Origin of the sequence: Ensifer sp. M14 (assembly GCF_003355565.1) — a bacterium.
Taxonomy (GTDB): Bacteria; Pseudomonadota; Alphaproteobacteria; order Rhizobiales; family Rhizobiaceae; genus Ensifer.
The window spans coordinates 349,178-373,332 of sequence record NZ_QJNR01000018.1 but is presented as its reverse complement, the minus strand read 5'-3'; the positions used below and the strand labels follow the sequence as shown (position 1 = coordinate 373,332).

The 24,155-nt window shown below is 61.9% G+C and carries 22 protein-coding genes and 2 pseudogenes; 12 read left to right on the top strand and 12 right to left on the bottom strand.

Annotated features, from left to right (window positions below):
* Window positions 1-182 precede the first annotated feature (182 nt).
* Complete coding sequence (locus BLJAPNOD_RS34275) at window positions 183-1,079, bottom strand: LysR family transcriptional regulator (protein WP_077498895.1); 897 nt, start codon at window positions 1,077-1,079, stop codon at window positions 183-185.
* A 115-nt stretch (window positions 1,080-1,194) separates the two neighbouring features.
* On the opposite strand from BLJAPNOD_RS34275, the gene BLJAPNOD_RS34270 reads away from it, so the two are divergent.
* The gene (locus tag BLJAPNOD_RS34270; RefSeq protein WP_077498893.1) at window positions 1,195-2,181 is read left to right on the top strand and encodes a cyclase family protein; all 987 of its coding nucleotides are present in this window, start codon (window positions 1,195-1,197) and stop codon (window positions 2,179-2,181) included.
* A gap of 285 nt (window positions 2,182-2,466) precedes the next feature.
* On the opposite strand, the gene BLJAPNOD_RS34265 is transcribed toward BLJAPNOD_RS34270, so the two are convergent.
* Complete coding sequence (locus BLJAPNOD_RS34265) at window positions 2,467-2,784, bottom strand: FliM/FliN family flagellar motor switch protein (protein WP_158556219.1); 318 nt, start codon at window positions 2,782-2,784, stop codon at window positions 2,467-2,469.
* Window positions 2,785-2,944: 160 nt separating this feature from the next.
* On the bottom strand, window positions 2,945-3,301 hold the full coding sequence (locus tag BLJAPNOD_RS34260; RefSeq protein ID WP_077498889.1) for a hypothetical protein: 357 nt from the start codon (window positions 3,299-3,301) through the stop codon (window positions 2,945-2,947).
* Between the two features lie 508 nt (window positions 3,302-3,809).
* Here BLJAPNOD_RS34260 and BLJAPNOD_RS36320 point away from each other — a divergent pair.
* The 10 genes and pseudogenes from BLJAPNOD_RS36320 to BLJAPNOD_RS34210 all read left to right on the top strand — a co-directional run.
* Window positions 3,810-3,926 (top strand): annotated as a pseudogene (locus BLJAPNOD_RS36320) (LysR family transcriptional regulator); the annotation flags it as partial.
* A 181-nt stretch (window positions 3,927-4,107) separates the two neighbouring features.
* The gene (locus BLJAPNOD_RS34250) at window positions 4,108-4,950 is read left to right on the top strand and encodes a cupin domain-containing protein (protein WP_158556218.1); all 843 of its coding nucleotides are present in this window, start codon (window positions 4,108-4,110) and stop codon (window positions 4,948-4,950) included.
* Window positions 4,951-5,198: 248 nt separating this feature from the next.
* Window positions 5,199-6,785, top strand: a complete 1,587-nt coding sequence (locus tag BLJAPNOD_RS34245) for an ABC transporter substrate-binding protein (RefSeq protein WP_115423067.1) — start codon at window positions 5,199-5,201, stop codon at window positions 6,783-6,785.
* An 87-nt stretch (window positions 6,786-6,872) separates the two neighbouring features.
* A complete protein-coding gene (locus BLJAPNOD_RS34240; RefSeq protein WP_244611203.1) occupies window positions 6,873-7,922 on the top strand; it encodes an ABC transporter permease in 1,050 nt (349 codons plus the stop codon).
* 9 nt (window positions 7,923-7,931) lie between these two features.
* Entirely contained in the window at window positions 7,932-8,834 is a 903-nt protein-coding gene (gene nikC, locus BLJAPNOD_RS34235) for a nickel transporter permease (RefSeq protein WP_077498881.1), read from the top strand.
* Window positions 8,831-9,682, top strand: coding sequence for an ABC transporter ATP-binding protein (locus BLJAPNOD_RS34230; RefSeq protein WP_077498879.1), 852 nt, complete (start codon window positions 8,831-8,833; stop codon window positions 9,680-9,682). Before nikC ends, BLJAPNOD_RS34230 begins: the two co-directional genes overlap by 4 nt.
* Complete coding sequence (locus BLJAPNOD_RS34225) at window positions 9,679-10,449, top strand: ABC transporter ATP-binding protein (protein WP_077498877.1); 771 nt, start codon at window positions 9,679-9,681, stop codon at window positions 10,447-10,449. Before BLJAPNOD_RS34230 ends, BLJAPNOD_RS34225 begins: the two co-directional genes overlap by 4 nt.
* Before the next feature lie 97 nt (window positions 10,450-10,546).
* Window positions 10,547-11,139: pseudogene (locus tag BLJAPNOD_RS34220) on the top strand (integrase core domain-containing protein); the annotation flags it as partial.
* Window positions 11,140-11,611: 472 nt separating this feature from the next.
* Window positions 11,612-11,890, top strand: a complete 279-nt coding sequence (locus BLJAPNOD_RS34215) for a CopG family ribbon-helix-helix protein (protein WP_115423193.1) — start codon at window positions 11,612-11,614, stop codon at window positions 11,888-11,890.
* On the top strand, window positions 11,878-12,168 hold the full coding sequence (locus BLJAPNOD_RS34210; RefSeq protein WP_077498873.1) for a type II toxin-antitoxin system RelE/ParE family toxin: 291 nt from the start codon (window positions 11,878-11,880) through the stop codon (window positions 12,166-12,168). Before BLJAPNOD_RS34215 ends, BLJAPNOD_RS34210 begins: the two co-directional genes overlap by 13 nt.
* A gap of 347 nt (window positions 12,169-12,515) precedes the next feature.
* On the opposite strand, the gene pcaF is transcribed toward BLJAPNOD_RS34210, so the two are convergent.
* From pcaF to BLJAPNOD_RS34155, 9 genes are all read right to left on the bottom strand, one after another.
* On the bottom strand, window positions 12,516-13,718 hold the full coding sequence (gene pcaF, locus BLJAPNOD_RS34200; RefSeq protein WP_077498869.1) for a 3-oxoadipyl-CoA thiolase: 1,203 nt from the start codon (window positions 13,716-13,718) through the stop codon (window positions 12,516-12,518).
* Complete coding sequence (locus BLJAPNOD_RS34195) at window positions 13,711-15,696, bottom strand: 3-hydroxyacyl-CoA dehydrogenase NAD-binding domain-containing protein (protein WP_115423066.1); 1,986 nt, start codon at window positions 15,694-15,696, stop codon at window positions 13,711-13,713. The genes pcaF and BLJAPNOD_RS34195 overlap by 8 nt, the downstream gene beginning before the upstream one ends.
* A gap of 11 nt (window positions 15,697-15,707) precedes the next feature.
* Entirely contained in the window at window positions 15,708-16,103 is a 396-nt protein-coding gene (locus BLJAPNOD_RS34190; RefSeq protein ID WP_077498865.1) for a RidA family protein, read from the bottom strand.
* A 109-nt stretch (window positions 16,104-16,212) separates the two neighbouring features.
* A complete protein-coding gene (locus BLJAPNOD_RS34180) occupies window positions 16,213-17,409 on the bottom strand; it encodes an acyl-CoA dehydrogenase family protein (protein ID WP_115423065.1) in 1,197 nt (398 codons plus the stop codon).
* A gap of 2 nt (window positions 17,410-17,411) precedes the next feature.
* Entirely contained in the window at window positions 17,412-18,254 is an 843-nt protein-coding gene (locus tag BLJAPNOD_RS34175; protein ID WP_115423064.1) for an enoyl-CoA hydratase family protein, read from the bottom strand.
* 2 nt (window positions 18,255-18,256) lie between these two features.
* Complete coding sequence (locus BLJAPNOD_RS34170; RefSeq protein WP_115423063.1) at window positions 18,257-19,033, bottom strand: SDR family NAD(P)-dependent oxidoreductase; 777 nt, start codon at window positions 19,031-19,033, stop codon at window positions 18,257-18,259.
* Window positions 19,030-21,351, bottom strand: a complete 2,322-nt coding sequence (locus BLJAPNOD_RS34165) for a bifunctional salicylyl-CoA 5-hydroxylase/oxidoreductase (protein ID WP_115423062.1) — start codon at window positions 21,349-21,351, stop codon at window positions 19,030-19,032. The genes BLJAPNOD_RS34170 and BLJAPNOD_RS34165 overlap by 4 nt, the downstream gene beginning before the upstream one ends.
* A 222-nt stretch (window positions 21,352-21,573) precedes the next feature.
* Entirely contained in the window at window positions 21,574-22,095 is a 522-nt protein-coding gene (locus tag BLJAPNOD_RS34160; RefSeq protein ID WP_077499071.1) for a MarR family transcriptional regulator, read from the bottom strand.
* A gap of 107 nt (window positions 22,096-22,202) precedes the next feature.
* A complete protein-coding gene (locus tag BLJAPNOD_RS34155) occupies window positions 22,203-22,970 on the bottom strand; it encodes a GntR family transcriptional regulator (RefSeq protein ID WP_115423061.1) in 768 nt (255 codons plus the stop codon).
* A gap of 160 nt (window positions 22,971-23,130) precedes the next feature.
* On the opposite strand from BLJAPNOD_RS34155, the gene BLJAPNOD_RS34150 reads away from it, so the two are divergent.
* A complete protein-coding gene (locus BLJAPNOD_RS34150) occupies window positions 23,131-24,114 on the top strand; it encodes an ABC transporter substrate-binding protein (protein ID WP_115423060.1) in 984 nt (327 codons plus the stop codon).
* Window positions 24,115-24,155: the final 41 nt, after the last annotated feature.

The window sequence follows — 24,155 nt, the reverse complement described above, 5'->3', positions numbered from 1 at the left end:
CGATCTTTCGGTTGGTTTCCGCTCATTATCGACCGAAGCGCGGCGCAGGCGAGGCGCAGCGACGCAAAATTGCGTGATCGCCAGGTGTCGGGCGCGCGACAGGCAATCTCGGGGCTCGCTCGCGACGGGCTGCGCTTAGCCGGTGGTTTGATATGCGAGTGTCGGTAGGCGGGCAAAAACCGTTAGAAACCTGCTTGCCGAAGCTCGCTCGCGAGAAATTCGGTGAAGAGCTTCACCTTGGGCAGAAGCAGGCGGTTGGTGGGGTAGATCGCGAAGATGCTGCGCCGGGCAAGCGTGTGCTGTGGCAAGACCCGCATGAGTTTGCCGTTGCCGAGCAGCGGCTTGGCGATAAAGGATGGCAAGACGCCGATGCCGATGCCGGACTGGATCATCTCGCACAGCATCAGGCTGTTGTCGGCAACGAAGCGTGCGGGCAAATTGATGCTTGTGGCGCCATCGGGACCTTCCAGCACCCAGCTGCCGGGTTGGTCGGCGAGGCGGTAGGCCAGGCAATGGTGGTTCTTCAGATCGGCGACAATTGCCGGAGTGCCGCTCGCCGACAGGTAAGCGGGCGCCGCGCAGATGAATTGCTCGACGTCTCCCAGCCGCTTGGCAATCAGCGATGAATCCGTGAGCGCTGCGCGCACGCGAATAGAGACGTCGAACCCCTCCGAAACGACGTCAAGCAGGTGATCGTCAAGCGTCACGTCAACCCTCAGTTTCGGATGATGCGTCATGAAACGGGCAAGCATCGGCGCGAGAACGGTCAGTCCGAAGGACAAGGGTGCGTTTATTCGAAGTCGGCCATTGATTTCGCCGGTTTCCCCGGATGTCGTGCGTTCCAGGTGATCGAGCTCGTCGAGCAGCCTGCAACATTCGGTGAAGTAGCTGCGCCCGCTTTCCGAGAGGCTCATGCGTCGCGTCGTGCGCACGATCAGCACGGTGCCCAGACGCGCCTCCAGCTGAAGGATCTGCTTGCTGACCGACGCATTCGATTGTCCCTGTTCTTCAGCAGCCTTGCTGAAGCTCTGCAACTCGACGACGCGACGGAAGGAGCGCATGGCGGCCAACAGATCCATATTTTCTCCAGTGTGAAATATGTTTTCATCTTATCGCTGATTATTCTCGAAATGGCTATCAATAGGATGAGCCCAGCTTCCCGATATCGGAGCAAGCGAGAAGAAGGAGTTCATCATGTTCAACACCAGAATTATCAACCGCGCCTTGGCTGCCTCCCTCGTCGCCGGGCTCCTCGGCGGCTCGGCCTTCGCGCAGGAGGTGGGCAAGAGCCCGTGGGGCCCGAAGGATGAAATCGGGCGTCTCAACCTGATTACACCGCAATCGCGCGCCGCGATCCTGGGGCGTATCGACGGCAGCAGGTCCTACGATCTCGCGGTCGAGTATTTCATCGGCATGCCAAGTTGGGAGGCGGCGGGCGACCCGCCATACCAGATGTGGATGACCCACACGCCGCATGGCACCGCGGTTTCCGACCCGATGAACGTCGGCAAGGAAATGAACGACCACGTCAGCTACACCGGCTCGGCCGTATCGATGTATGCCCATATGGGAACACATCTCGACGCGCTGAACCACTTCGGCTTGAACGGCAAGATTTGGAACGGCTATGCCGCAATCGATCATCTGGGCGATCAGGGCTGGACTGTCACAGGCGCTGAAAAGCTGCCGCCGATCATCGCACGTGGTGTCATGATAGATGTTGCGGCAGCCAAGGGCATGCAGATGCTTCCGGATAATTACCGGGTGACGCGTAAGGATCTGCAGGAGGCGCTCGACAGCCAAGGTGTGAAACTGCAACAGGGTGATGTGGTTTTGATCCGCACCGGTCGCATGCAGCACTATGAGAACGCCGCCGCCTATATGAGCAATCCTCCGGGCTTGAGCATCGACGCGGCCAGGTTCCTGGTTGAAGTTGGTGGTGCGATAGTGGTGGGCGCCGATAATCTCAGCTTCGAGGCGTTTCCTGCCGAAACCGAGAACAACTACGTTCCGGTGCACACCTATTTGCTCGCGCAACAGGGCACGCCGATCATCGAGCTCGTCAACCTGGAGGGGCTGTCGAAGGATCGCGTCTACGAGTTCGCGTTTGTCGGCGCCTCGTTGAAGTTCCGCGGCGCGGATGCGGCGCCGATCCGGCCGGTGGCCTTGCCGTTGCGATAGGATCGGACCGTCTCGGGTCCAGGAACAATCAATCGAGCGGCCGTGCGGACAGCGTGCGCCGCTCTTTCGCTTTTTAAGCCGCACGTCGAAGATACTGATCCTTATGCCGTCCGGCAGGCAGCGCCTCAGTGCGGCGCTCGCCAAATTTGCCACTGTAGAAGGCTGGCACCCCCACCTCTTGCCCGTTCAACGTAATCGTCCAATCCTGCCAGAAATGTCTTTTGCGCAACCAAAAGCGCCAGTTCGGGCTTGGCAGGTTTTCGGGCCGAAAGCTTCTGGTGTCAGTTACCGGCGCCTGCCGTGCGAAATCTCTACGATCTTGACGCCGATGGCGGTCTTGGATTCGTCGAAAACGATCTCGCCCCGGCCAATGACTGTGCCGTTGACCTTGAGGTCCACCGGATCTCCAAAATTGGTGTCGAGATCGATGTGATCGTCGCGATGCAGCTTGGAAAGCTGTGCCACAGTCAATCGCGTCCGGCCGAGGACGGCCTCAATCACGAGGGGTATGCCCTGGACGGCATACTCGCCGATCGGGGCGCTCTCTTGCGGGATAGGGGCATGCTCGATCTCCGGCAAGCCATTGTACAACGTTTCGTTCATCATCATGCACCACCCAAAACACTGGTTTACAAGTCCTTAACGAAAGGGTTGCGCCAGTTCGCTATGACAGGCAATGCCGCCGGGGAGGGCAGGACTGGTGCGCCTGATACGAGCGTTAACGTTCCGTTAACATCCACAGAGCCAGCACCTGATACGCCTCCTACAGTGTCATTGCGGACCAACTTCCTTCCTGCTTTTCGAACCCGATCGCTCGACTGCCATCCGGCAGCTTGTCACCGAGTCGTACGACATAGACATAACCGCCATAGACCATCAGCCCGCGGTCACCGTCGCTAAATACAATCTCGAACTTCGGGGGGGCTGCGGCAACCGTGCCTTTTGAAGGGTCGGCCTCGGACGTAAATTCCACGGCGGGTTCACTCCAGGGCAAGCCTTTGGGAGGTGCCAGGTAGAATATCGCTGCCATGGCTGAAAGTGCGCAAATGGAAAGCGCTGCTATTTGCGGATTGAATCCAGCGAAGCCTGTTGCATTCGACTGAAACGTCGCGGTGGCCAATATAAAATCCTCCTGTGGCTTATGTGGTAGCTAGCCTGATCTGGGCACGTGATGGTGTTGCGAGGTTGGCGCCTCTCATTTCACGGCAGGGCAACAGATTGACCTCGGATATTCGCTTGATCTCGCGAATCGGAGCGTTGGGCGCTTGCTTCGAAACATTCCATTCCGACTTTCGAAGGACAATGTGATGGCGGCGGTTTCCACATCTTTCGATTGCTTCGCTCGAAGCGATCACACTCAATGACTTGTGCACCGCCATGTCGGCCAGGTTGAGATTGCGTCACCGGGTCTACCCGTACCGCTGGAACCATCCACGGCACAGACCGAAATCGTGAGAGACGTCGCGTTGCGGGCGCGCCGCCGGATGCAGCCATCCTTCACCAGTTCACGGAACGACCGTGCAGGCTTGTTCCATAATTAAGCTCGCGCCTCAAATGTCGATTTCTTCACTGTTTGTGCCGAAAAATCGCATAACGTATCGATCGGAACGTCTGTTTTTCGCAGTCGGGTCAGGGGTGTTGATTTCCGGATCGGGCTTGGGGTCGCCTGGTCCAAGGATGACCCGACAGCCGCTCGTGACGACATCATCGATATCGCGCGGTCGCTGGTCAGGGCGGGCAGGTGAGCCGAAGAGGTGCTGGACCGCTACGTTCCTCCTCGGCAGGTTTGCCGTTGAAGACGTGGTAGATCGTCCAGAATCCATCGATTTCCACCCGGCGGCCGAACAGAGCTCGCCCGAGCACATCATGAGGCGCGCGCCCCTCATCGCTTGTTCGTCAGCACCACGAAGAAGCCGTGCTGCAGGCATGGTGCTGAAGTCCGGCCTTCCGACCAAGACCCATGTGCTGACGCTGCTGGATCACTCCGTTGGCGGCAAATCCACCCGAAACATCCCTAAGGAGAGGCACTTCTCCGCGCCAATCCCAGGTCGGCCTTCAGCGCAAATCAACAACCCAGCCTCTATTTTAACTTGCATGAATCACTTTAGTGAAGCTAAAGTTTTCTCAGGCCAGCAAATGCGGAAAGACAACATGAGCTTCAACGATCGGGAGGCGCCGCAGAAGGCCCCTGAGCGATCCCCTCTTTTTCCACCTGCCGTTTCACTCGGGCGTGCGCTTCGACAGCGACGCAAGGAGATCGGCAAGACGATGAGGCAGGTTGCGCGCGAGGCCGGCCTCAGTGAGGGCTTTGTCAGTCAAGTAGAGCGCGGCCTTTCGACGCCCTCTTTGATCTCGCTTTGCAACCTCGCCTCCAGTTTGGAGGCCAGTGTTGAGGCCTTTCTGCCGCAAGCGCCGCAGCGTACCCACTCCGTGGTCTCGCACGCTAGCGAGCGCCACAACTACAGTCTCGAGGCGGAAGAGCGGGTGTACCAACTGTTGCAGCGCGGTTTTCCCGGGGCGCTTCTCAATAGCTGTATCACGCACATGCCTCCCGGATACGTCTCGGATGTGACACGCCACGAGGGCGAAGACTTCCTCTATGTCATCGAGGGTGAGATGCACTACGAGGTCGGCGATCGCGAGTATCTGCTCACGGCAGGAGATACACTACACTTTCCCGCATCGCTGCCACACCGTGCACGCAATGTCGGTTCCGGCGAGGCGCGGGAACTTTGGGTTGGCACGACGCGGATCATACCGGAGCGGTGAGGGGGGCGGAGCAGCCACTTCAGTTCTCCCAGAAATTGTCACGAGACCGATTGACAAGTGCCCCCTATAAACTTTAGCCTGACTAAAGTTTCAGGATGGAGTGATGGAGGTCGCTCCCAGGGGAGGCCGCTTCGTCGGTGCGGTATCTGCGTCACAGGACCGGGCCGGAAAGCGGACAGGCATTTCAAACAACGTAACGCGGGGGCAGGCGGCGAAAGGTGAAACCCTTCACGCCTGAAGGAGGAAAAATGCGCGTGAAAAAACTGATCAACGGGGCTGCGCTCGTGCTGGCACTGGCGACTGGCCAAGCCCTGGCCGAAACGCCGAAGAACACGCTCGTCGTGGCCGATGCCATCGACGATATCATCACGCTTGATCCGGGCGAGGTTTCGGAGGTTGGCGGCGTGCTTGCGGCAAATCAGATCTACCAGCCGCTTCTGACTGCAGCGACCGACGATTCCAGCAAGATCATCGGCGTGCTCGCCGAAAGCTGGACGGCGTCGCCGGACGGCAAGACCCATACCTTCAAGATGCGTCCGGGCCTGAAGTTCGCCTCCGGCAACCCGGTGACGGCGAGGGATGCGGAATATTCGCTGCGCCGCGTCGTGCAGATGAAGTCGCGCTCTGCCTTCATCCTCACCCAGTTCGGCTTCACGCCTGAGAACGTCAAGGATCGCATCAAGGCGACTGACGACATGACGCTGGCCATCGAGATCGGTGACACCTATGCGCCGTCGTTCCTCTATTACTGTCTGTCTTCCTATGTCGGCGGCATCGTCGACTCCAAGCTGGTGCAGGAGCACGAGGTCAATGGCGACTTCGGCAACGCTTGGCTGAAGGCTGAGAACTCCGCCGGTTCCGGCCCGTATGTGCTCACGCGCTGGGAGCCCAAGCAGTCGATCATGTTGACCCGCAACCCCAACTATACCGGCGAGACCGGAGGCCTGGAGCGGATCTTCCTCCAGCACATTCCCGAAAGCGCCGCGCAGCGCCTGTTGCTCGAAAAGGGCGACATCGACATCGCCAACAAACTCGGCCCGGATGATTTCGGCGCAATCGAGGAGAACCCGGACGTCGGCTTCGTCGACGGTCGTTCCGGAACCATCTACTACATGGGCCTAAACGTCAGGAACGAGCACCTGGCCAAGCCCAAGGTCGTGCAGGCGCTGAAGTATCTGGTCGACTACCAGGGCATCGCCGACACGATCTCGCGCGGCACGGTGGAAGTCCACCAGACGCTGGTGCCGAAGGGTTTCCTCGGCGAAATCGACTACAATCCGTACAAGCTCGATATCGAGAAGGCGAAAGCGCTGTTGGGCGAGGCTGGAATTTCGGGTGAGTTCACGCTGGATACCGTTGTCTGGAACACGCCGCCCTACACGGATTTCAGCCAGGCGATCCAGGCGACCATGGCGCAGGCCGGCGTCAAGTTGAACCTTGAAGTGGTCGACGGTCAGCAGTGGCTGGAACGCTACCGCTCGTCAGACCTCGACATCTGGCTCGGCCTGTGGGGGCCGGACTATCCCGACCCGCACTCCAACGCCAAGGCCTTTGCCGTGAACAAGCAGGACGCGCCGGACGGTTCCACCGGCCTTGCCGATCGATTTGGCTGGAACGCTGGAAGCCTGTCGCAGGATACGATGGCGGCCGTGCGCGAGCAGGATACGGACAAGCGCCGGGCGATGTATGAAACCCTCCAGAAGGCCCACACCGACACCTCGCCCTTCCTCTACATGTTCCAGCAGGTCCGAAAGGTCGGCGTGCGCAGTTCGGTCAAGGGGGTCGTCCTCGGGCAGACCTTCGCCGACGACCGCTACTGGAACGTAACCAAGTAGCCGTCCGAACCCATGTTTCGGCCGCGAACGGGGCTCCGGCACCGGTCGCGTCCGAGGTCAATCCCAGTCAAGCAAACGGAGTGGTTCGTGCCGGCAGTTCTCATCAACCGGGTTCTCGGTGTCACCGGCCGGATCCTCACGCTTCTCCTCACCGTGGGCATCACGCTCATTGGCCTGGTGGCACTCACCTTTTGTATCGGCCGCGTTGTGCCGATTGATCCGGTCCTGTCGGTGGTCGGACAGAAGGCGAGCGAGGAGGTCTACCAGCGCGTCTTCCTCGAAATGGGCCTCGACAAGCCGCTCTGGCAGCAGTTCCTCGCCTATGCCGGAAAGCTCGTTCGGGGCGATTTTGGCACGTCTTTCGTCACCAACCGGCCCGTGCTCTCGGACCTTTCCGGCTTCTTTCCCGCGACGTTGGAACTTGCGACGCTCGGCCTTCTGGCCGGCACGCTCATCGGCGTGCCGGCGGGCGTGGCCGCTGCCTATTGGCACGACAAATGGCCCGACTACGTGATCCGCTTTGTCGGCCTCATCGGCTATTCCGTGCCGATCTTCTGGCTCGGACTGGTCGGTCTCTTCGTCTTTTATTCCCGGCTCGACTGGGTGTCTGGTCCTGGCCAGATCGACGTCTTCTATCAGGGCATCGTCAAACCGGTCACCGGTTCGCTGTTGATCGACTCGCTTCTATCAGGCGAGTGGGAAGTCTTCGGCAATGCCTTGAGCCATATTGTGCTGCCGGCAGCGCTGCTTGGCTATTACAGCCTCGCCTACATCTCGCGCATGACGCGCTCGATGATGCTCGACCAGTTGTCGCGGGAATATGTGCTGACGGCCCGCCTCAAGGGGGCGACCGAATATCGCGCGGTGATGCTGCATGCGCTGCGCAATGCCGCCATCCCGCTCGTCACGGTGATCGCACTTTCCTATGGCGGCCTGCTGGAAGGCTCCGTGCTTGTCGAGACCGTCTTCGCTTGGCCGGGCATCGGCAACTACATAGCCTCATCGCTCTTTAGGGCCGACATCAATGCCGTGCTCGGCGGCACGGTGCTGGTCGGCGCCGTGTTCATTCTGCTCAACATGGTCTCGGACGTCGTCTACCAGATGCTCGATCCGCGCTCCAACCTTCGCCGCCGGTAGGAGGCCGCCATGACCGCCGTCAACCTCACCCATGCCGAGACCCGCCGCCAGCTCCGGCGCGCGCGTCTCAGTGAATTCACCAAATTCGCCCGCCGTTTTGCCGGTAATCCGCTCGGCATGATTGGCCTTGCCATCCTCGGCGTGCTGCTGGCGAGCGCAGTCTTCGCGCCGCTTCTCGCGACCCATGATCCCTACCTGCCCGATCTCGTGCATCGCCTTTCGCCGCCGAGCTTTGAGAACTGGCTTGGCACGGACGAACTGGGTCGTGATATCTTCTCCCGCATCCTCTACGGCGCCCGGCTGACCCTGCTCATCGTGGGGCTGGTCGTGGCGACATCTGCGCCGATCGGCCTCATCATCGGCGCGGTGGCGGGAACGTCGGGCGGTTGGGTCGATGCGGTGTTCATGCGCATCACCGACGTGTTCCTTGCCGTTCCGAAACTGCTACTGGCGCTTGCTTTTGTTGCCGCGCTCGGGCCTGGCATCGTCAATGCGGCGCTGGCGATCACGCTCACCGCCTGGCCGCCCTATGCGCGGCTGGCGCGGGCCGAAGCGCTGATCGTGCGCGACAGTGACTATGTCAACGCCGTCAGGCTGGCCGGCGGCTCAGAGTTCCGCATCGTCTTCCGCCATATCATGCCGATGTGCCTCTCCTCGGTTATCGTGCGCATGACGCTCGACATGGCCGGCATTATCCTGACGGCCGCTGGCCTCGGCTTCATCGGACTTGGCGCGCAGCCGCCGCTGCCGGAATGGGGCGCAATGATCTCGACCGGCCGCAAGTTCATCTTCGATCAATGGTGGGTGGCAACGATGCCTGGTCTCGCGATCTTCATCGTTAGCCTCGGCTTCAACCTTCTGGGCGATGCCATGCGCGACCTGCTCGACCCGCACTTAAGGAGGCGCGCATGAGCGAGACGCTTGTCACCGTGGAAAACTTGCGCATCGCCTTTGCCGGCGAGGGCGGCACAATGATCGAGGCGGTCAAGGGCGTCTCCTTCGAGGTCGGCCGGGAAAAGCTCGGCATCGTCGGCGAAAGCGGCTCGGGAAAGAGTCTCTCCAGCCGCGCCCTGATGGGCGTTCTGCCGGAGCATGCGCGCGTCTCGGCTGATGTCATGTCCTTTGCCGGCATCGACCTGCTTAAGGCCCCTCCGCGGGTACGTCGGCAACTGCGCGGCAATCGCATGGGCATGATCCTCCAAGACCCGAAATTTTCGCTCAACCCGGTCATGCGCGTTGGCAGGCAGATCGCCGAGGCGATCCGGCTTGGTGACCGATCTCTGTCGGGAGCAAAGGTGCGGCGGATGGTACTCGACGTGTTGGAAGCCGTGCATATTCGCGCGCCGGAGCGCGTCTACGACCTCTATCCACACGAACTCTCTGGCGGCATGGGCCAGCGGGTGATGATCGCCATGATGGTGGTGCGCGAGCCGGAACTGCTGATCGCTGACGAACCCACCTCCGCCCTCGACGTCACCGTGCAGGTGCAGGTGCTCGAGATCATGGACGAACTGGTCAGGCGCCGCGGCATGGGCCTTGTCTTCATCAGCCACGACCTCAACCTCGTCTCGCGTTTCTGCGACCGGGTACTTGTCATGTATGCCGGTCGGATCGTCGAGACGCTGGATGCGCGACGCATGCACGAGGCGGTACATCCCTATACGCGGGGCCTGCTCGCCTGCCTGCCCGCTATCGACGGGCCGCTGACACCACTGCCAACCCTTGCGCGCGACGCAAGCTGGGGAGAGGCCCGCCCATGATCCGCATCGACAATCTCAGCGTCCATTTCGGCAGCGCCGTCGCGGTGCAGAACGTCAGCCTCTCAGTGGAGAGCGGCGAGAGCTTCGGTCTCGTCGGCGAAAGCGGCTCGGGAAAATCGACCGTCTTGCGTACAGTCATGGGTCTCAATCGCCATTGGACCGGTGATATCCGCATCGGCGATATAGATCTGCGCAAGGGAAGGCGGCGCGACCTCGTGCGTGTGGCGCAGATGGTGTTCCAGGACCCCTATGCCTCGCTGCATCCCCGCTACACGATCGGCCAGGCCATCGCCGAGCCGATGCTGATCAACCGCATGTCGGATGTGGATGCCCGCACAGTCGAGTTGCTGGAGATGATCGGGCTGACGGAGGCACACCGGTTCCGCTTCCCGCACGAACTGTCCGGCGGCCAACGCCAGCGCGTGGCGATCGCTCGCGCACTGTCGCTATCACCAACGGTGCTGCTGCTCGACGAGCCGACCTCGGCGCTCGACGTTTCGGTACAAGCCGAAATCCTCAACCTCCTCAACCGCCTTCGTCGTGAGCTTAACCTGACCTTTGTCATTGTCAGCCACGACCTCGCGGTCATCTCCTATATGTGCGATCGATTGATGGTGATGCAGAACGCCCGCGCAGTCGAAATGCTGACGCGCGCGCAATTGCGCACCGGCGACATGCAGCACGACTATACCCGCACCCTCTTCCGGGCGAGCCGCCGCGATCGCACGGGCACTGGTGCTTCGGCCGAAGCTGGTCGTTACGGATGAGCCCTCCGCGGCGCGTTCCCCAAAGCTTGTCCAGAATGTGTTCGCACTCATCCGGACGTTGGCGGCGGACGGCATTGCCGTACTGAGGTGGTGCGCTCGGCTGCCGGCAAGGCAAGACGCAAGATCAAGATCAAGATCGGAACCGTCTATCCGTCAACGATCAATCGGTCCGAACGACGTGTGGGTGATGGACTTCGTGCACGATCAGCTCGCGACCGGAAAGAAACTGCGGGTTCTCGCGACAAACGCGTTGCGTTTGCGCTGCGGTGATCGACACCTTCTCACGCTACGTGCGGGTGCTTGATCCGCGTCACAGCTATCGCGGTGAAGACGTCGTGCACACGCTGGAACGGGTGTGCCGCCAGGTTGGCTATCCGAAGACGATCCGTGCCGATCAAGGGACGGAATTTGTGTCCCGCGATCTCGACCTGTGGGCCTATGCCAAGGGCGTGATCCTGGATTTCTCACGGCCGGGTAAACCCACGGACAATGCTTTTACCGAAGCCTTCAACGTCCGCTTCCGAGCGGAGTGCCTGAACCAGCATTGGTTCCTGACCCTTGCGGACGCCCGCGAAACGATGGAGGATTGGCGCAGCGACTACAATGAGTTTCGGCACCCATGGTGCGATCGGCAACAAGGTACCGATCTCGCTGATGAATCAGGGAAGCACTACCAGCCCGCTTCCCTGAGATAGACCGGAAAACTCTACCATCCGCTGGTCCAGAGTAAAACGATCGACTGGTGACTTCCGCATGCATCGGCCACAGCCACCGCAGTGCCTATGTTGCGACGATAGAAGATCCAGAAAATAGAACGCCGCGCTCGGTCGGCGCCTTGATTTAGCTCTGCTCGCAGCCGTCCTCGACTAGGATCGAAGGGCGCGCAAGACCTCGTCGAAGCCGAGCCAATCGAGGCCGGCGGGGCGAGCGCCATTGTATGGGCATAACCCAACTGTGCTCGTCGGAAGGGCTACATTTCCGGTTCTGGGCAGCCGTCCTGCGCCCCAATGAACCCAGGGCGAGCAGCATATCCGCGGGTCAAGTCCGTTCAAGGCGAGGGAATTTGTCGGTTGTCATGTGCGAAGGTTGGACTGAATAATAGGCAAGAGAAATGGTGCCATCTATATTAGCGCCAGGTATTGCCTTTAACTATGGAGCTGCCATGACATCCCCAACGCCCCTCAAGCTCGATGATGAGTTGAAAGGTCGCGTTCAAAATTTGGCCGAAGGCCGCCGGCGCTCGTCTCACTTGATCATGCGCGAAGCTATTGCGCAATATGTGGAGCGTGAAGAGAAACGAAAGGCTTTACGGCAAGACACGGTCAACGCGTGGGAGGAGTTTCAGGCAACCGGCCTTCATGCCACGGCGGACGAGGTCGGAAAATGGCTGTCGACGTGGGGAATGGACGACGAGAGCGCCGCACCTGAATGCCACAAATAGTCTTCGCTTCAGCAGCTGTTCGTGACCTTGAACGCCTGCGGGAGTTCTTGCTGCCTAAAAGTCCATCGGCCGCCAAGCGAGCGGGTGAAGCCATTCTCAAGGGTGTGCAAGCTCTTGGTGCACATCCCAGTGTAGGGCGCCTCATTGACGATCTACCTGATCAACATCGAGAGTGGCTCATTGATTTTGGGGGCAGCGGATGGGTCATGCCCTACCGTATTGATGAAGACACTTTGCCAATCCTCGCCGTGCGCCATCAGAAAGAAGCTGGCTTCTGAGAGTGTTGCGATCCGCGCCAGAAACTCGCCTTGAACAGGAATTCTCAAATGGTGGGCTGAAAAGGGCTATGCTGTGTCTTGTGGCAAGAAGCCGCCGTATTGGTTGGCAACCATCTCTGGCGTGTTTTGGAATGCGCAACTTGCCTGCTCGTAGGACCTGGTTTGCTTCAGAATGTGAGTGGCAAGGACGTCTCGGACATTGCAGTTAGCGAGATGATGGCCACGCCATGAGAGAGCAAAGCAAGATTTAGGCTTCCTGCCCGATTCTCCTGCAGGCATCCTCAAAGTCCCCAGTAGCTGCGGATCGGGCCCCGACTTCGAAGGTCAATACTTCCGCGAGGCCGGCGTCACCGCCGCGTCAGAAGCATCGAGATACCCTGTCCGACGCCGATACACATGGCCGCAACCGCGTGCTTCGCACCTTGGGCCTCAAGCTCCAGTGCGGCGGTAAGCGCCAGGCGCGCACCCGACATGCCCAGCGGATGGCCGAGTGCGATGGCGCCGCCATTGGGATTGACGTGGGACGCGTCGTCGGCAAGCCCCAATTGCCGCATGCAGGCGAGAGCCTGCGCCGCGAAAGCCTCGTTGAGCTCGACGATATCGATGTCGCCGATGCCAAGGCCGAGACGTTCAAGCAGCTTTCGGGTGGAATTGACGGGGCCGATGCCCATGATGCGTGGCGCAACACCTGCCGTTGCCATTCCGTCGATCCGGGCGAGGGGCTCAAGACCGTAGCGTTCGACAGCGCGATCGGAGGCGAGCACGAGTGCGGCCGCCCCGTCGTTGACGCCGGACGCATTGCCGGCGGTTACCGTGCCATTGGCGCGAAAGGGCGTCGGCAGGCTGGCAAGCTTTTCGAGGGTGGTCTCACGTGGGTGTTCGTCCTTTTCGATGTACGTCGTGTCGCCCCTTCGCCCCCTCATCGGATAGGGAGCGATTTCGCGAGCGAACCGCCCGTTCTTTTGCGCGGTCGCTGCGCGCGCCTGGCTGCGCAACGCAAAGGCGTCCTGATCTTCACGCGTGATCGAAAACTCTGTCGCGACGTTTTCAGCCGTGTCCGGCATGGGGTCTATCCCGTATCGCTCTTTCATCAGCGGATTGACGAAGCGCCAGCCGATGGTCGTGTCGTGGATCTCGGTGCTGCGTTGAAACGGGCTTTCGGCCTTCGGCATGACGAACGGCGCGCGTGACATGCTCTCGACACCGCCGGCGATAACAACCTCCGCCTCACCCAGCCGGATCGCGCGTGCGCCGTAGCCGACGGCATCGAGGCCCGAACCGCAAAGCCTGTTGATCGTCGTTCCCGCCACCGTATCCGGCAGTCCGGCAAGCAAGGCCGCCATGCGGGCGACGTTGCGATTGTCCTCTCCCGCCTGGTTGGCGCAGCCGAAGACAACCTCGTCGATCGCGTCGGCCGGAACACTTGCAAAACGCGCCAGCGCCTCGCGGATCACGTGGGCGGCGAGATCGTCGGCCCGCGCGCTCGACAGGGCGCCGCCGTAGCGACCGATCGGCGTGCGTACGCCGCCGATGAGATAGGCTTCACGCATGGGGCTGGTCCTTGTTTTGCTCTGCGGCGAACATCGGCCCACCTCGGTGCGCCGGGAATCCGTAGCCGTTGATCATCACTACGTCGATGTCGCCGGGACGCGCGGCGACGCCGTCGGCAAGCAGTGCCGTTCCTTCATCGACCATCGCCTTCAAGAGCCGGCTCATGATCTCCGCGGGGGTGAAACTGCGCGGCGCAATGTTCTTGGCTGCCCGGACCGCCTCGATCACCGCGGTCACCTCGGGATCAATGGTCCGCTTGCCATCGGGATAGGCATACCAGCCGCGACCGCTCTTGTGGCCGAGGCGACCCGCCTCGCAAAGCCGGTCGGCGATTTCGACGTAACGTGCGGCAGGGTCCCGCGTCGCCGCCTGGCGTTTGCGGCGTGCCCAGGCAATCTCCAGCCCGGCCATGTCGTTGACGGCGAAGATACCCATCGGAAAGCCATAGGCTTCGAGCGCGGCATCGATCTCCTGGGGCAGCGCCCCATCCTCCAACATGAATTCCGCCTCGCGCCGATAGGCCGAGAAGATACTGTTGCCGATGAAGCCTTCGGTGACGCCGCAGACCACCGGCAGCTTGCCGAGGCCTTTGACGAAAGCGAGGGCGCTGGCCAGGACCTCTGGCGCTGTCTTGGCGCAGTCGACGACTTCGACAAGTCGCATGACGTTGGCCGGCGAGAAGAAATGGAGCCCGACCACGCGTGACGGATCGACTGTGGCGGCGGCAATCGCATCGGGATTTAAGTAGCTCGTATTGGTAGCAAGAATGGCGTCGGCTCTGACGATGCCGTCAAGCCTGCGAAACAGGTCGGTCTTGACCGTGAGGTCGTCGAAGACCGCTTCGATGACAAGGTCGGCCTTCACAAGGTCCTCGGCCTCAGCCGTCGTCTGCAATCGGGCGAGGCAGTCGTCGCGTCCACCCGCGGTCAACCGTCCAGAGCGCACCGATTTGTCCAGGGTCTCGGCGATGCGTGCCTTGCCGCTGGCGGCTGCTTCCGGGGTTTGCTCGAGTGCGATCACGCGGTGGCCGGAGGTCAAGGCGGAGACCGCAATGCCGGATCCCATGAGCCCGGTGCCGACGACGGCGACGGTCTCGATCTTGCGCGACGAGGCTTTGTCGAGCCCCTCGACCTTTCCCGCGGCGCGCTCGGCGAAGAAGACGTGCCGCAAGGCAGCGGACTCGCTGGAATCGCGCAAACGCAGGAAAGTGGCGCGTTCCTCTGCCAATCCCTGTCTGAGGTCGAGTTCGCCTGTTGCCTTGACGAGACGAATGGCCTCCGCGGGGGCGGACTGGCCGCGCGATTTCGCCAGCACTTTCGCTTCCGCCGCGCTGACCGCTGCGGGGTCTTCCGCGGGTGGAACGCAAATCACGCCAGTGCGGCGCAGAGGCTTTCCGGTAAATTCGTGCGCGAGCGCGATGGCCGCGCCAACAGGATCGGTAGCGATACCATCAGCAAGCCCAAGCGCCACGGCTTCACCCGTCTTGACGGCACGACCTGAGCCGATGAGGTCGATGGCTGCGACCAAGCCGATCAAGCGCGGCAGACGTTGTGTCCCGCCGGCACCGGGCACGATCCCGAGCTTCACTTCGGGAAGCCCGAACGATGCCTTCTCGCCGACGATGCGGCCATGGCAGGCAAGGGCCACCTCGCAACCTCCGCCAAGGGCGGCGCCGTTTACCGCAGCCACGACCGGCTTGCCAAACGCCTCGATGCGCTCGATTACCTCGGGAAGCATCGGTTCGACCGGTGGTTTGCCAAACTCCTTGATATCGGCCCCGCCGATGAAGGTGCTGCCGGCACCCGTCAGGACGATGGCCGTTGCCGCGTCGAGAGAGGCAACATGATCGAGTGCCGCCATCAAGCCGGAGCGCACATCTGCGGAGAGGGCGTTGACGGGCGGGTTGTCGATGACGACGACGAAAACACCGTCTCGAAGGCGAGCGGAAACGCTCTTTGAAAATGGGATGTCGGCCATGTCGGCAAACCTCAATCGGGGACGACGGCGGTGACCTGGATCTCGATCTTGGCGCGGTCTTCGACCAGCGAGACCACCTGCATCGCCGCCATGGCCGGGAAATGCCTGCCAATGATGTCGCGATAGGCCTGGCCGATGCCGCGCAGGTTGCCGACATATTCTTGCTTGTCGGTGAAATACCACGTCATCGTGGTAATATGCTGCGGCCCGGCGCCTCCGGCCGCGAGCACGGCGACGACATTCTTCAGCGTCTGGCGCACCTGCTCCACGAAATCGTCCGTTTCGAACTCGGATTGTGCATTCCAGCCGATCTGGCCGCCGACGAAAACCGTGCGGCCTCTGGCAGCGACGCCGTTGGCGTAACCGATCGGCTTTGCCCAACCTTCAGGTTGCAGGATGGTGTGCATGGGTCGTCTCCAGATGTTGTGACAGCGCGGCGCGGATGTAATCCGGCCAGGCTAATGAAGCGTGATCGCCGAACGGCGCCTTTGAATCATGCGCATTCGGCACCCCTCGTTATCGTCCCGTGCCCTTCATCAGCTCGCGGCCGATGATGAGCTTTTGAACTTCGGTCGCGCCCTCGTAGATGCGCAAGGCGCGGATCTCGCGATAGAGCCGCTCGGTGATCTCGCCAACGCGCACGCCACGACCGCCGAAGAGCTGCAGGGCCTGGTCGATGACCCATTGCGCATTCTCGGTCGCGGTCATCTTGGCCATTGCGGCCTCGCGGGTCGTCGGCCGCTTCTGCACGTCGCGCTGCCACGCCGTGCGGCAGGTCAGAAGCGCTGCGGCGTCGATTGCGGTCGCCATCTCGCCGAGCGTGCTTTGCGCCGTCGGCAGATCGGCAAGGGTCGCGCCGAACATCCTGCGGCTCTTTGCGTGCGCCACCGCCTCGTCGAGTGCGCGGCGGGCAAAGCCGATGGCCGCCGCAGCAACGGACGGGCGGAAGATGTCGAGCGTGCGCATGGCGATCTTGAAGCCTTCGCCGGGACTGCCGAGAAGCTGCGACGCCGGGATACGGCATGTGTCGAAACGCAGCCGGGCAAGGGGATGCGGCGCGATCGTCTCGATGCGCTCTGCAATCACTAATCCCGGTGTGTCGGCGAACACCACGAAGGCGGAGATGCCGCGCGTGCCGGGCGCCTCGCCGGTGCGGGCAAAGACGGTGTAGACGTCGGCAATGCCGCCGTTCGAGATCCAGGTCTTTTCGCCATCGAGCACGAAATGCTCTCCGTCGCGCCGGGCAGCACAGGCCATTGCAGCGACATCGGATCCCGCATCGGGCTCGGAAAGCGCAAAGGCGGAGATCCATTCGCCGCTGGCGACCTTCGGCAGAACAGCCTGCTTCAGCGCCTGCGAACCGGAAAGGCTGATCGCGCCGGTGCCGAGCCCCTGCATGGCAAAGGCGAAGTCGGCAAGGCCGTCGGTGTAGGCAAGCGTCTCGCGGACAAGGCAGAGCGACCGGCTGTCGATCTCTTCTCTCGCCCCGCCGAACGCCTTCGGCACGCAATGGCGAAGCACGCCTGCAGCACCGAGCGCGCCGACCAGATGCCGGCAGGCGGCATCGACATTTGCGTGATCGATCTCGCCGAGGCCGCCGTTGGCGATGAACGCGTCCAACTCCGTGGCAAGCGCACGGTGGCTCTCCTCGAAGAACGGCCAGTCGAGATGGTCGCGGGTCGGCTGAGGTGGAGCCTTCTCCTGAAGGTCCATCGTCAGTTCCCCTTGAACTCGGGCTTGGCCTTGGCTGCAAAGGCCTCAAAGGCACGGCGGAAGTCGCCGGTCGCCATGCAGATCGCCTGGGCTTGCGCTTCCGCTTCGATCAACTGGTCGATGCCCATCGCCCATTCCTGGTCGAGCATCTTCTTGGTCATCGCATGGGCAAACCATGGGCCGTCGGCGATACCGCGTGCGAACTTCTGCGCCTCGGCAAGCAACGCCGAACGCCCGTGTAGCGCGTTGTAGAACCCCCAGGCATGCCCCTCCGTTGCGGTCATCGCCCGACCGGTGAAGAGCAATTCTGCGGCGCGACCCTGGCCGATGATGCGGGGAAGAATGCCGCAGGCGCCCATGTCTGCTCCGGCGAGCCCGACGCGCGTGAACAGAAATGCCGTTTTCGCTTCCGGCGTCGCCACGCGGAAATCGGAAGCCATCGCCAGGATCGCGCCGGCGCCGGCGCAGATGCCGTCGACCGCTGATATGACGGGCTGAGGGCAAGCGCGGATCTGGCGCACCAGCTCGCCGGTCATCCGGGTGAAATCGATGAGGTCGGGCATCGACATGCGCGTCAGCGGCTCGATGATCTCGAATACGTCGCCGCCGGAGGAGAAATTGTCATTGGCGCCAGTCAGCACCACGGCGCGCACGTCGCTGGCGCGGCCGAGTGCCCGGAAGAGATCGACAAGCTCTTCGTAGCTCTCGAAGGTCAGCGGGTTCTTCTTTTCCGGACGGTTGAGGGTGATCGTGGCGACCCGACCGTCGGCATCCGTTTCGAACAGGAAGTGCTTGGCCTTGTGATCCCTAAAGGGGCGCTTCTTGGCCTGCATCGGGTTGGTCATCTCTATCCTCCGAGAACTTCGCCACCGGCGACTGCGATGGCCTGGCCGGTGATCGCGCTCGCCTTCTCCGACACGAGCCAGGAGACGGTGTCGGCCACCTCGCCGGGGGTCACCAGGCGTCCTTGCGGATTGGCGCGCGCCAGGCTTGCGCGCGCTTCCTCGCGCGAGCGGCCGGTCTTCTCGCTGATCGTATCGAGAGCGCCGTCGATCAGCGGCGTGTCGGTGAAACCGGGGCAGACGGCATTGATCGTGACGTCGGTGCGCGCAAGCTCGAGCGCCAGCGCGCGCGTCAGGCCGATGACGCCGTGCTTCGACGCACAATAGGCCGAAACATAGGAGTAACCGGTGAGACCCGCCGTGCTCGCGACATTGACGATCCGGCCGTTACCGGCACGGCGCACGGAGGCAAGCGCTGCCTGCGTCACCAGAAAGACCGCGGTCAGGTTGATCGTGAGCACCCTTTGCCAGAGCGAAAGATCGGTTTTCTCGAACGGCGCCGAAGGAGCCTCGCCGGCACAGTTGACGAGAACAGCGATCTCTCCGCACTTCGCAATCGCAGCCGTAATACCCTGCTCGACTGCTAAGGGGTCGGTCACATCGAAGCCGTCAAGGACATGGGCCTGGCCGCCAGACGACAGAATTTCGTCTCGCACCGCTTCGAGCGGTGCTGCGCGGCGTCCGGCAAGGCTTAAGATATGGCCATCGGCTGCGAGTGCGAGCGCGATCGCCTTGCCGATACCGCTGCCGGCCCCTGTGACGAGTGCGTGCCTGCGGTTCATGGTTTGCCTGCCGTCGTTGCGGCGCGCGCCAGGTTGTTCACATACTGCGCGCGGGCGGAGTGATACTGCTTCGGCCAAGGCTCGCCGTCATAACCGATTCTCGCGGCCTCGTGCAGGACGAAGGAAGGATCCGCCAGATGCGGGCGGGCAATCGCGCAGAGGTCGGCACGCCCGGCAGCGATGATCGAATTCGCGTGATCCGCCTCGGAAATCGCACCGACGGCGATGGTCGGCACCTGGATCTCGTTGCGGATCTTGTCGGAAAAGGGGGTCTGGAACAGCCGGCCGTAAACAGGCTGTTCTTCCTTGACCACCTGGCCGGAAGAGCAGTCGATCATGTCGGCGCCAGCCTCCTTGAACAGGCGGGCGAAGACGGCTGCGTCTTCCGGCGTATTGCCGCCCTCGTGCCAGTCGTGCGTCGACAGACGCACCGACATCGGTCGATCCTCGGGCCAGACCGTGCGAACTGCGTGGAACACTTCGAGCGGGAATCGGGCGCGGGCCGCGTGGTCGCCGCCATAGTCGTCCGTGCGAAGGTTGGTGAGCGGTGACAGGAAACTCGACAGCAGGTATCCGTGCGCCACGTGCAGTTCGAGGATGTCGAAGCCGAGGTCGCGGGCACGCTCGGTGGCCTGCACGAAGTCGGCGACGACGCGGTCCATATCGCTCCTCGTCATTTCGCGCGGCGTGTCCGAATGCTTGAGATAGGGCAGGGCCGAAGCGGAAATGAGGGGCCAGGTGCCTTCGTCCAAGGGCTGGTCGATCCCTTCCCAGGCCAGTTTGGTCGCGCCTTTGCGTCCGGCGTGGCCGAGCTGAATCCCGATCTTGGCGGGGGTCTGTTGGTGCACGAAATCGACGATGCGCCTGAAAGCCTGCGCCTGTTCATCGTTCCACAGCCCCAGGCATCCGGGCGTGATGCGGGCGTCGGGCGATACGCAGGTCATTTCCGGGAAAACGAGTGCGGCGCCGCCCATGGCGCGTGCGCCCAGATGCACCAGATGAAAGTCGTTCGGCACGCCATCGGTCGCTGAATACATCGCCATCGGCGAAACCACGATGCGGTTCCTGAGCGTCAGGCCGCGCAGCTTGAACGGCGTGAACATTGGCGGCGGGACGGCGCCGTTTGCCGCGGGCGCAACACCGGCGCGTTCCGCAAACCAGCGCTCGAAACCTTCGAGCCAGTCCTTGTCGCGCAGGCGGAGATTTTCGTGGCTGATGCGCTGCGAGCGGGTCAGCATCGAATACATGAACTGTTCGGGCTCCAGCGTGTCGGCATAGCGTGTGCCGACGACCTCGAACCACTCCATGGCGTTGCGGGCGGCATTCTGGATGCGGGCGACATCGACCCGGCGGATCTCTTCGTAAGCCTGGAGCACGTCGGGGATGTTGACCTTGTCGTGGCCGAGCGTATCGAACTGGCGGGTCAGCTCGATGGCGTCGTCGATCGCAAGCTTGGTGCCGGAACCGATGGCGAAATGCGCGGTGTGGGCGCTGTCGCCCATCAGGACGACATGGCTGTTGCCGTTGAAATGGCTCCATTTCTCGCAGATCAACCGGCCGAAATTCAGCCAGGCCGAGCCGCGCACATGGCGCGCATTGGTCATCAGCTTGTGACCGTCGAGCGTCTCGGCAAACAGTTTTTCGCAGAACGCGATCGACTGTTCCTGGTCCATCCGGTCGAGGCCATGGGCTCTGAAAACATCATCGGTGGTTTCGACGATGAACGTCGAGGTGTCCTCGTCGAACCGATAGATATGCGCCTGGAACCAGCCATGTTCGGTGCGCTGGAAGTCGAAGGTGAAGGCATCGAAACGCTTGTCGGTGCCGAGCCAGACATAGCGGTTCGGACGGACGACCATGTCCGGCTGGAAGACATCGGCGTATCTGTTGCGGATTCTGGAGTTGACGCCATCGGAAGCGATGATGAGGTCCGCATCGGCAAATTGCTCGTCGCTTTCCACATCCTGTTCGAAAACCAGTTCGACACCGAGAGCGAGGCATCGCTCCTGGAGAATGTTGAGCATCTTCTTGCGACCGATGCCGACGAAGCCGTGGCCCGTCGTCCTGATCTTGCGGCCCTTGAAGACCAGCTCGATATCGTCCCAATGGTTGAAGGAGACCTCGATGGCCTCAGCCGTCTCCGGATCCCACTTTCGCATCGAGTGCATCGTCGCATCCGAGAACACCACCCCCCAGCCGAAGGTGTCGAAGGCGCGGTTCCGCTCGACGACCGTTACCTGGTGTTCCGGGTGCTGGCGCTTCATCAGCAGCGCAAAATAAAGGCCGGCTGGCCCGCCACCGATACAGACGATCCGCATGTCGTTCTCCTCCCGAGCTCCGGCCGCGTGCCTCGCCGTCGAAATGCCATTGGCGGTCATCCCGAACTGCTGGAGGCAGGGTGGACTCGTTCAGAATAAATTTCAAGCTTAAAATTGTTTTGCGCTATAGCGCCTTCCGCAAGCGCGGATTTCTAGCACGCCCGCCGGCGGAGAGTTGATTCACGGGTGTCTGGATAATGGCCGGCGAAGCCAGAAGCGCCGTTAGGTGTTTTTTGCCAGCGCGGAGATGACGGAACGCTTGAGCTTGGCGAGTTCATCCATCAGCACGCCGCCTTCCTTGGGCGAAACGCCCGCAAACAGGTCGGAGATCCAGTCCGCATGCGTTGCCGCCATCTTCTCGAACTCGGCGCGGCCAAAGGGCGTCAGCGCGATGACTTGCACGCGCCGATCCGTCGGCAATGTGGTGCGGCTGATGTGGCCGCTCTCGGTCAGGCGCTCCACCAGGACCGTTATGTTGCCGGGCGAGACCATCATGCGCTTGGAGACCTCGCCAAGCACCATGCCATCGGGCGCGCGCTCGAGCTGCGCCATCAGGTCGAAACGCGGCAGAGTGGAATCGAATTCCTCCCGGAGCCGGCGGCGGATCTCGCTTTCGACCAGCGTCGAACAGGTGAGCAAGCGCAGCCACAGCCTGAGCTCGGCGCGATGATCGCCCGGAGCTTCGAGCGCCTTGGTCTCGCCATCAACCCATTCCGGCGAAGTGTCGAACTTGTCTTCACCCATCATAACAACCGTCCGCTTCTTGTCCTGCACCCACGCATCGGCGGGCAGTCGCCCGTCCCTTTGCTTTTAGAGACGTTTCCGGCTCTTGGACAGGCCGTCACGCACCGTCATTTGGAAGCATGCCGCGGCAAGGATTTGTGCCCGGCTGGAGAGACGCCATCCTCGGACTGGGCGTAGACGTTCACCGTAAAACCGATGTGGTATGTCATGAGCTGTCGGGCGCGTTCGATGTTGCGGTCGAGTGCCGCCTCCATCAGTTCGGTGTGATGTTCGATCGCCATGGCGTCCTCTAGGGCGGCGACGGCCTCTTCATATCCCTCGCTCATGCCTGCCGCCGCCCTCAATGTCGGGGCTAGACTGAGGAAGCGATGGTGGCGGCGAAGCTGGTCGGAGATCGTCGCCTGAAACCGGGAAAGCCAGCTCGAGCGCGCTGCGCCGATCAGGGCGCTGTGGAAAGCGGCGTGCTTCTCGTCCCACTCGTCGATCTCGCTTTCGGAGACGTTTCCGACGGCGATCTTGCAGCGCGACAGCCGGTAGTGCGCCGTGACCACGGCGGACTCCCAGGCGCTGTCGCCGTTTTCGATCGACTCGATAAGCAAAGGTACTTCGACAACCAAACGGGCCCGCGTGAGGTCGTCGAGCGCCTCGCGCGAAACCGGCGCAACGGCGAAGCCGCGGTTGCTGATCGCCGTGACCAGCCCTTCGGCTTCCAGTCGCGACAGGGCTTCCCGAAGAGGCGTCCAGCCGATCCCGTAGCTTTCGCGCAAAGCGCTCAGCTTCATCGGCGCACCGGGCTTGAGCCGCGTCGCCAGGATGTCGCGGCGCAGCAACCGGTACGCCGTTTCCGTTTTGGTCGACTGTTCGAGATCTTGCATCACGTTCCCTTAACGCCCGCATCGCATGGCACGAATATATATAGTTCCGAGGCATCGTTGAAAATATATATATTTGTTTGACAAGAACTCTGACCGCCTCCATCATCCACGCACGCCGCCGAGGAGGGCGGTAACGCTCGTCAGATTCTGGGAGGGATGTATGAGCAAGAAGACCTGGCTTTCGGGATTGGTTGTCGCCGGCGCGCTGGCATGGGGAGCGGGAACAGCCGCTGCCGATCCGATCCGTATCGGTATCGCCAATTTCGGCGAGCATCCGCAATTGAGCGCATCGATCGCCGGCTTCAAGAAAGCGCTGGTTGAGAACGGCTTCGTGGAAGGCACCGATGTCGTCTACACGGAAAGCCACACCAACTTCGACGCTTCGCTCGTGCCGCAGATGATTGCCAAGCTGCAGGCGGAACAGCCGAAACTCGTCTATACGATCACCACGCCCGTCTCGCAGATCGCCAAGAAGGCGCTCGCTGGATCCGGGATTCCGGTGGTCTTTTCCGCCGTTACCGACCCGGTGGCCGCCAAGCTGGTTCCGTCCTGGGAAGCGGGTGACGACGGCATGACCGGCGCTACCGACCTTCAGGATGTGGCCGCCGTGATGGCCTTTACCCGCAAGCTCCTGCCGGACGCCAAGCGCTTCGGCGTGCCCTACAATCCGGGTGAGGCAAACGACACCGCGCTGCTCGACAAGATCAAGGAGGCGGCACCCGCAGCCGGCTTTGAAGTCGTGGCTGTCGGCGTCGACAACGTCAACGACATCCAGCAGCGCATCGCCTCCTTCGCAGGCAAGGCCGACGTGATCTATACGCCTGCGTCCAACCTGCTCCAGCCGGCGATCGGTGCCGTCTCGGCAGCCGCCCGCCAGGCGCAGATCCCGATCGTCAATTCCGACGACGGTGCCGTGCGCGACGGCGTCGTGCCGGCAAGCTTTGCCGTGAACTACGAGCAGGTCGGCATGAATGCCGGCAAGATCGCCGCCGAGATTCTCAAGGGCAAGGACCCGAAGACGATCGCGCCGTCGCGTCCGGCCTATGAAGATCACGCACCGCTGATCTCGAAGAAGGCAGCGGCCGCTTTCGGCATCGAAGTGCCGGCAGTGCTCGCCACTGAGTGCAAGTGCGTCGTCGACTGATTTCCAGTTGGTCTCAATAGTGGCGGCGCCAAGAGCGCCGT

What these genes read in the sequence shown, in the direction of transcription:
- BLJAPNOD_RS34165 (WP_115423062.1), bottom strand. Translation starts at nt 21,351, where the DNA reads ATGCGGATCGTCTGTATCGGTGGCGGGCCAGCCGGCCTTTATTTTGCG.
- BLJAPNOD_RS34215 (WP_115423193.1), top strand. Translation starts at nt 11,612, where the DNA reads ATGACATCCCCAACGCCCCTCAAGCTCGATGATGAGTTGAAAGGTCGC.
- BLJAPNOD_RS34245 (WP_115423067.1), top strand. Translation starts at nt 5,199, where the DNA reads ATGCGCGTGAAAAAACTGATCAACGGGGCTGCGCTCGTGCTGGCACTG.
- BLJAPNOD_RS34270 (WP_077498893.1), top strand. Translation starts at nt 1,195, where the DNA reads ATGTTCAACACCAGAATTATCAACCGCGCCTTGGCTGCCTCCCTCGTC.
- BLJAPNOD_RS34160 (WP_077499071.1), bottom strand. Translation starts at nt 22,095, where the DNA reads ATGGGTGAAGACAAGTTCGACACTTCGCCGGAATGGGTTGATGGCGAG.
- pcaF (WP_077498869.1), bottom strand. Translation starts at nt 13,718, where the DNA reads ATGCGTGAAGCCTATCTCATCGGCGGCGTACGCACGCCGATCGGTCGC.
- BLJAPNOD_RS34175 (WP_115423064.1), bottom strand. Translation starts at nt 18,254, where the DNA reads ATGACCAACCCGATGCAGGCCAAGAAGCGCCCCTTTAGGGATCACAAG.
- nikC (WP_077498881.1), top strand. Translation starts at nt 7,932, where the DNA reads ATGACCGCCGTCAACCTCACCCATGCCGAGACCCGCCGCCAGCTCCGG.
- BLJAPNOD_RS34170 (WP_115423063.1), bottom strand. Translation starts at nt 19,033, where the DNA reads ATGAACCGCAGGCACGCACTCGTCACAGGGGCCGGCAGCGGTATCGGC.
- BLJAPNOD_RS34225 (WP_077498877.1), top strand. Translation starts at nt 9,679, where the DNA reads ATGATCCGCATCGACAATCTCAGCGTCCATTTCGGCAGCGCCGTCGCG.
- BLJAPNOD_RS34210 (WP_077498873.1), top strand. Translation starts at nt 11,878, where the DNA reads ATGCCACAAATAGTCTTCGCTTCAGCAGCTGTTCGTGACCTTGAACGC.
- BLJAPNOD_RS34190 (WP_077498865.1), bottom strand. Translation starts at nt 16,103, where the DNA reads ATGCACACCATCCTGCAACCTGAAGGTTGGGCAAAGCCGATCGGTTAC.
- BLJAPNOD_RS34275 (WP_077498895.1), bottom strand. Translation starts at nt 1,079, where the DNA reads ATGGATCTGTTGGCCGCCATGCGCTCCTTCCGTCGCGTCGTCGAGTTG.
- BLJAPNOD_RS34250 (WP_158556218.1), top strand. Translation starts at nt 4,108, where the DNA reads ATGGTGCTGAAGTCCGGCCTTCCGACCAAGACCCATGTGCTGACGCTG.
- BLJAPNOD_RS34265 (WP_158556219.1), bottom strand. Translation starts at nt 2,784, where the DNA reads ATGAACGAAACGTTGTACAATGGCTTGCCGGAGATCGAGCATGCCCCT.
- BLJAPNOD_RS34195 (WP_115423066.1), bottom strand. Translation starts at nt 15,696, where the DNA reads ATGGCCGACATCCCATTTTCAAAGAGCGTTTCCGCTCGCCTTCGAGAC.
- BLJAPNOD_RS34180 (WP_115423065.1), bottom strand. Translation starts at nt 17,409, where the DNA reads ATGGACCTTCAGGAGAAGGCTCCACCTCAGCCGACCCGCGACCATCTC.
- BLJAPNOD_RS34150 (WP_115423060.1), top strand. Translation starts at nt 23,131, where the DNA reads ATGAGCAAGAAGACCTGGCTTTCGGGATTGGTTGTCGCCGGCGCGCTG.
- BLJAPNOD_RS34230 (WP_077498879.1), top strand. Translation starts at nt 8,831, where the DNA reads ATGAGCGAGACGCTTGTCACCGTGGAAAACTTGCGCATCGCCTTTGCC.
- BLJAPNOD_RS34155 (WP_115423061.1), bottom strand. Translation starts at nt 22,970, where the DNA reads ATGCAAGATCTCGAACAGTCGACCAAAACGGAAACGGCGTACCGGTTG.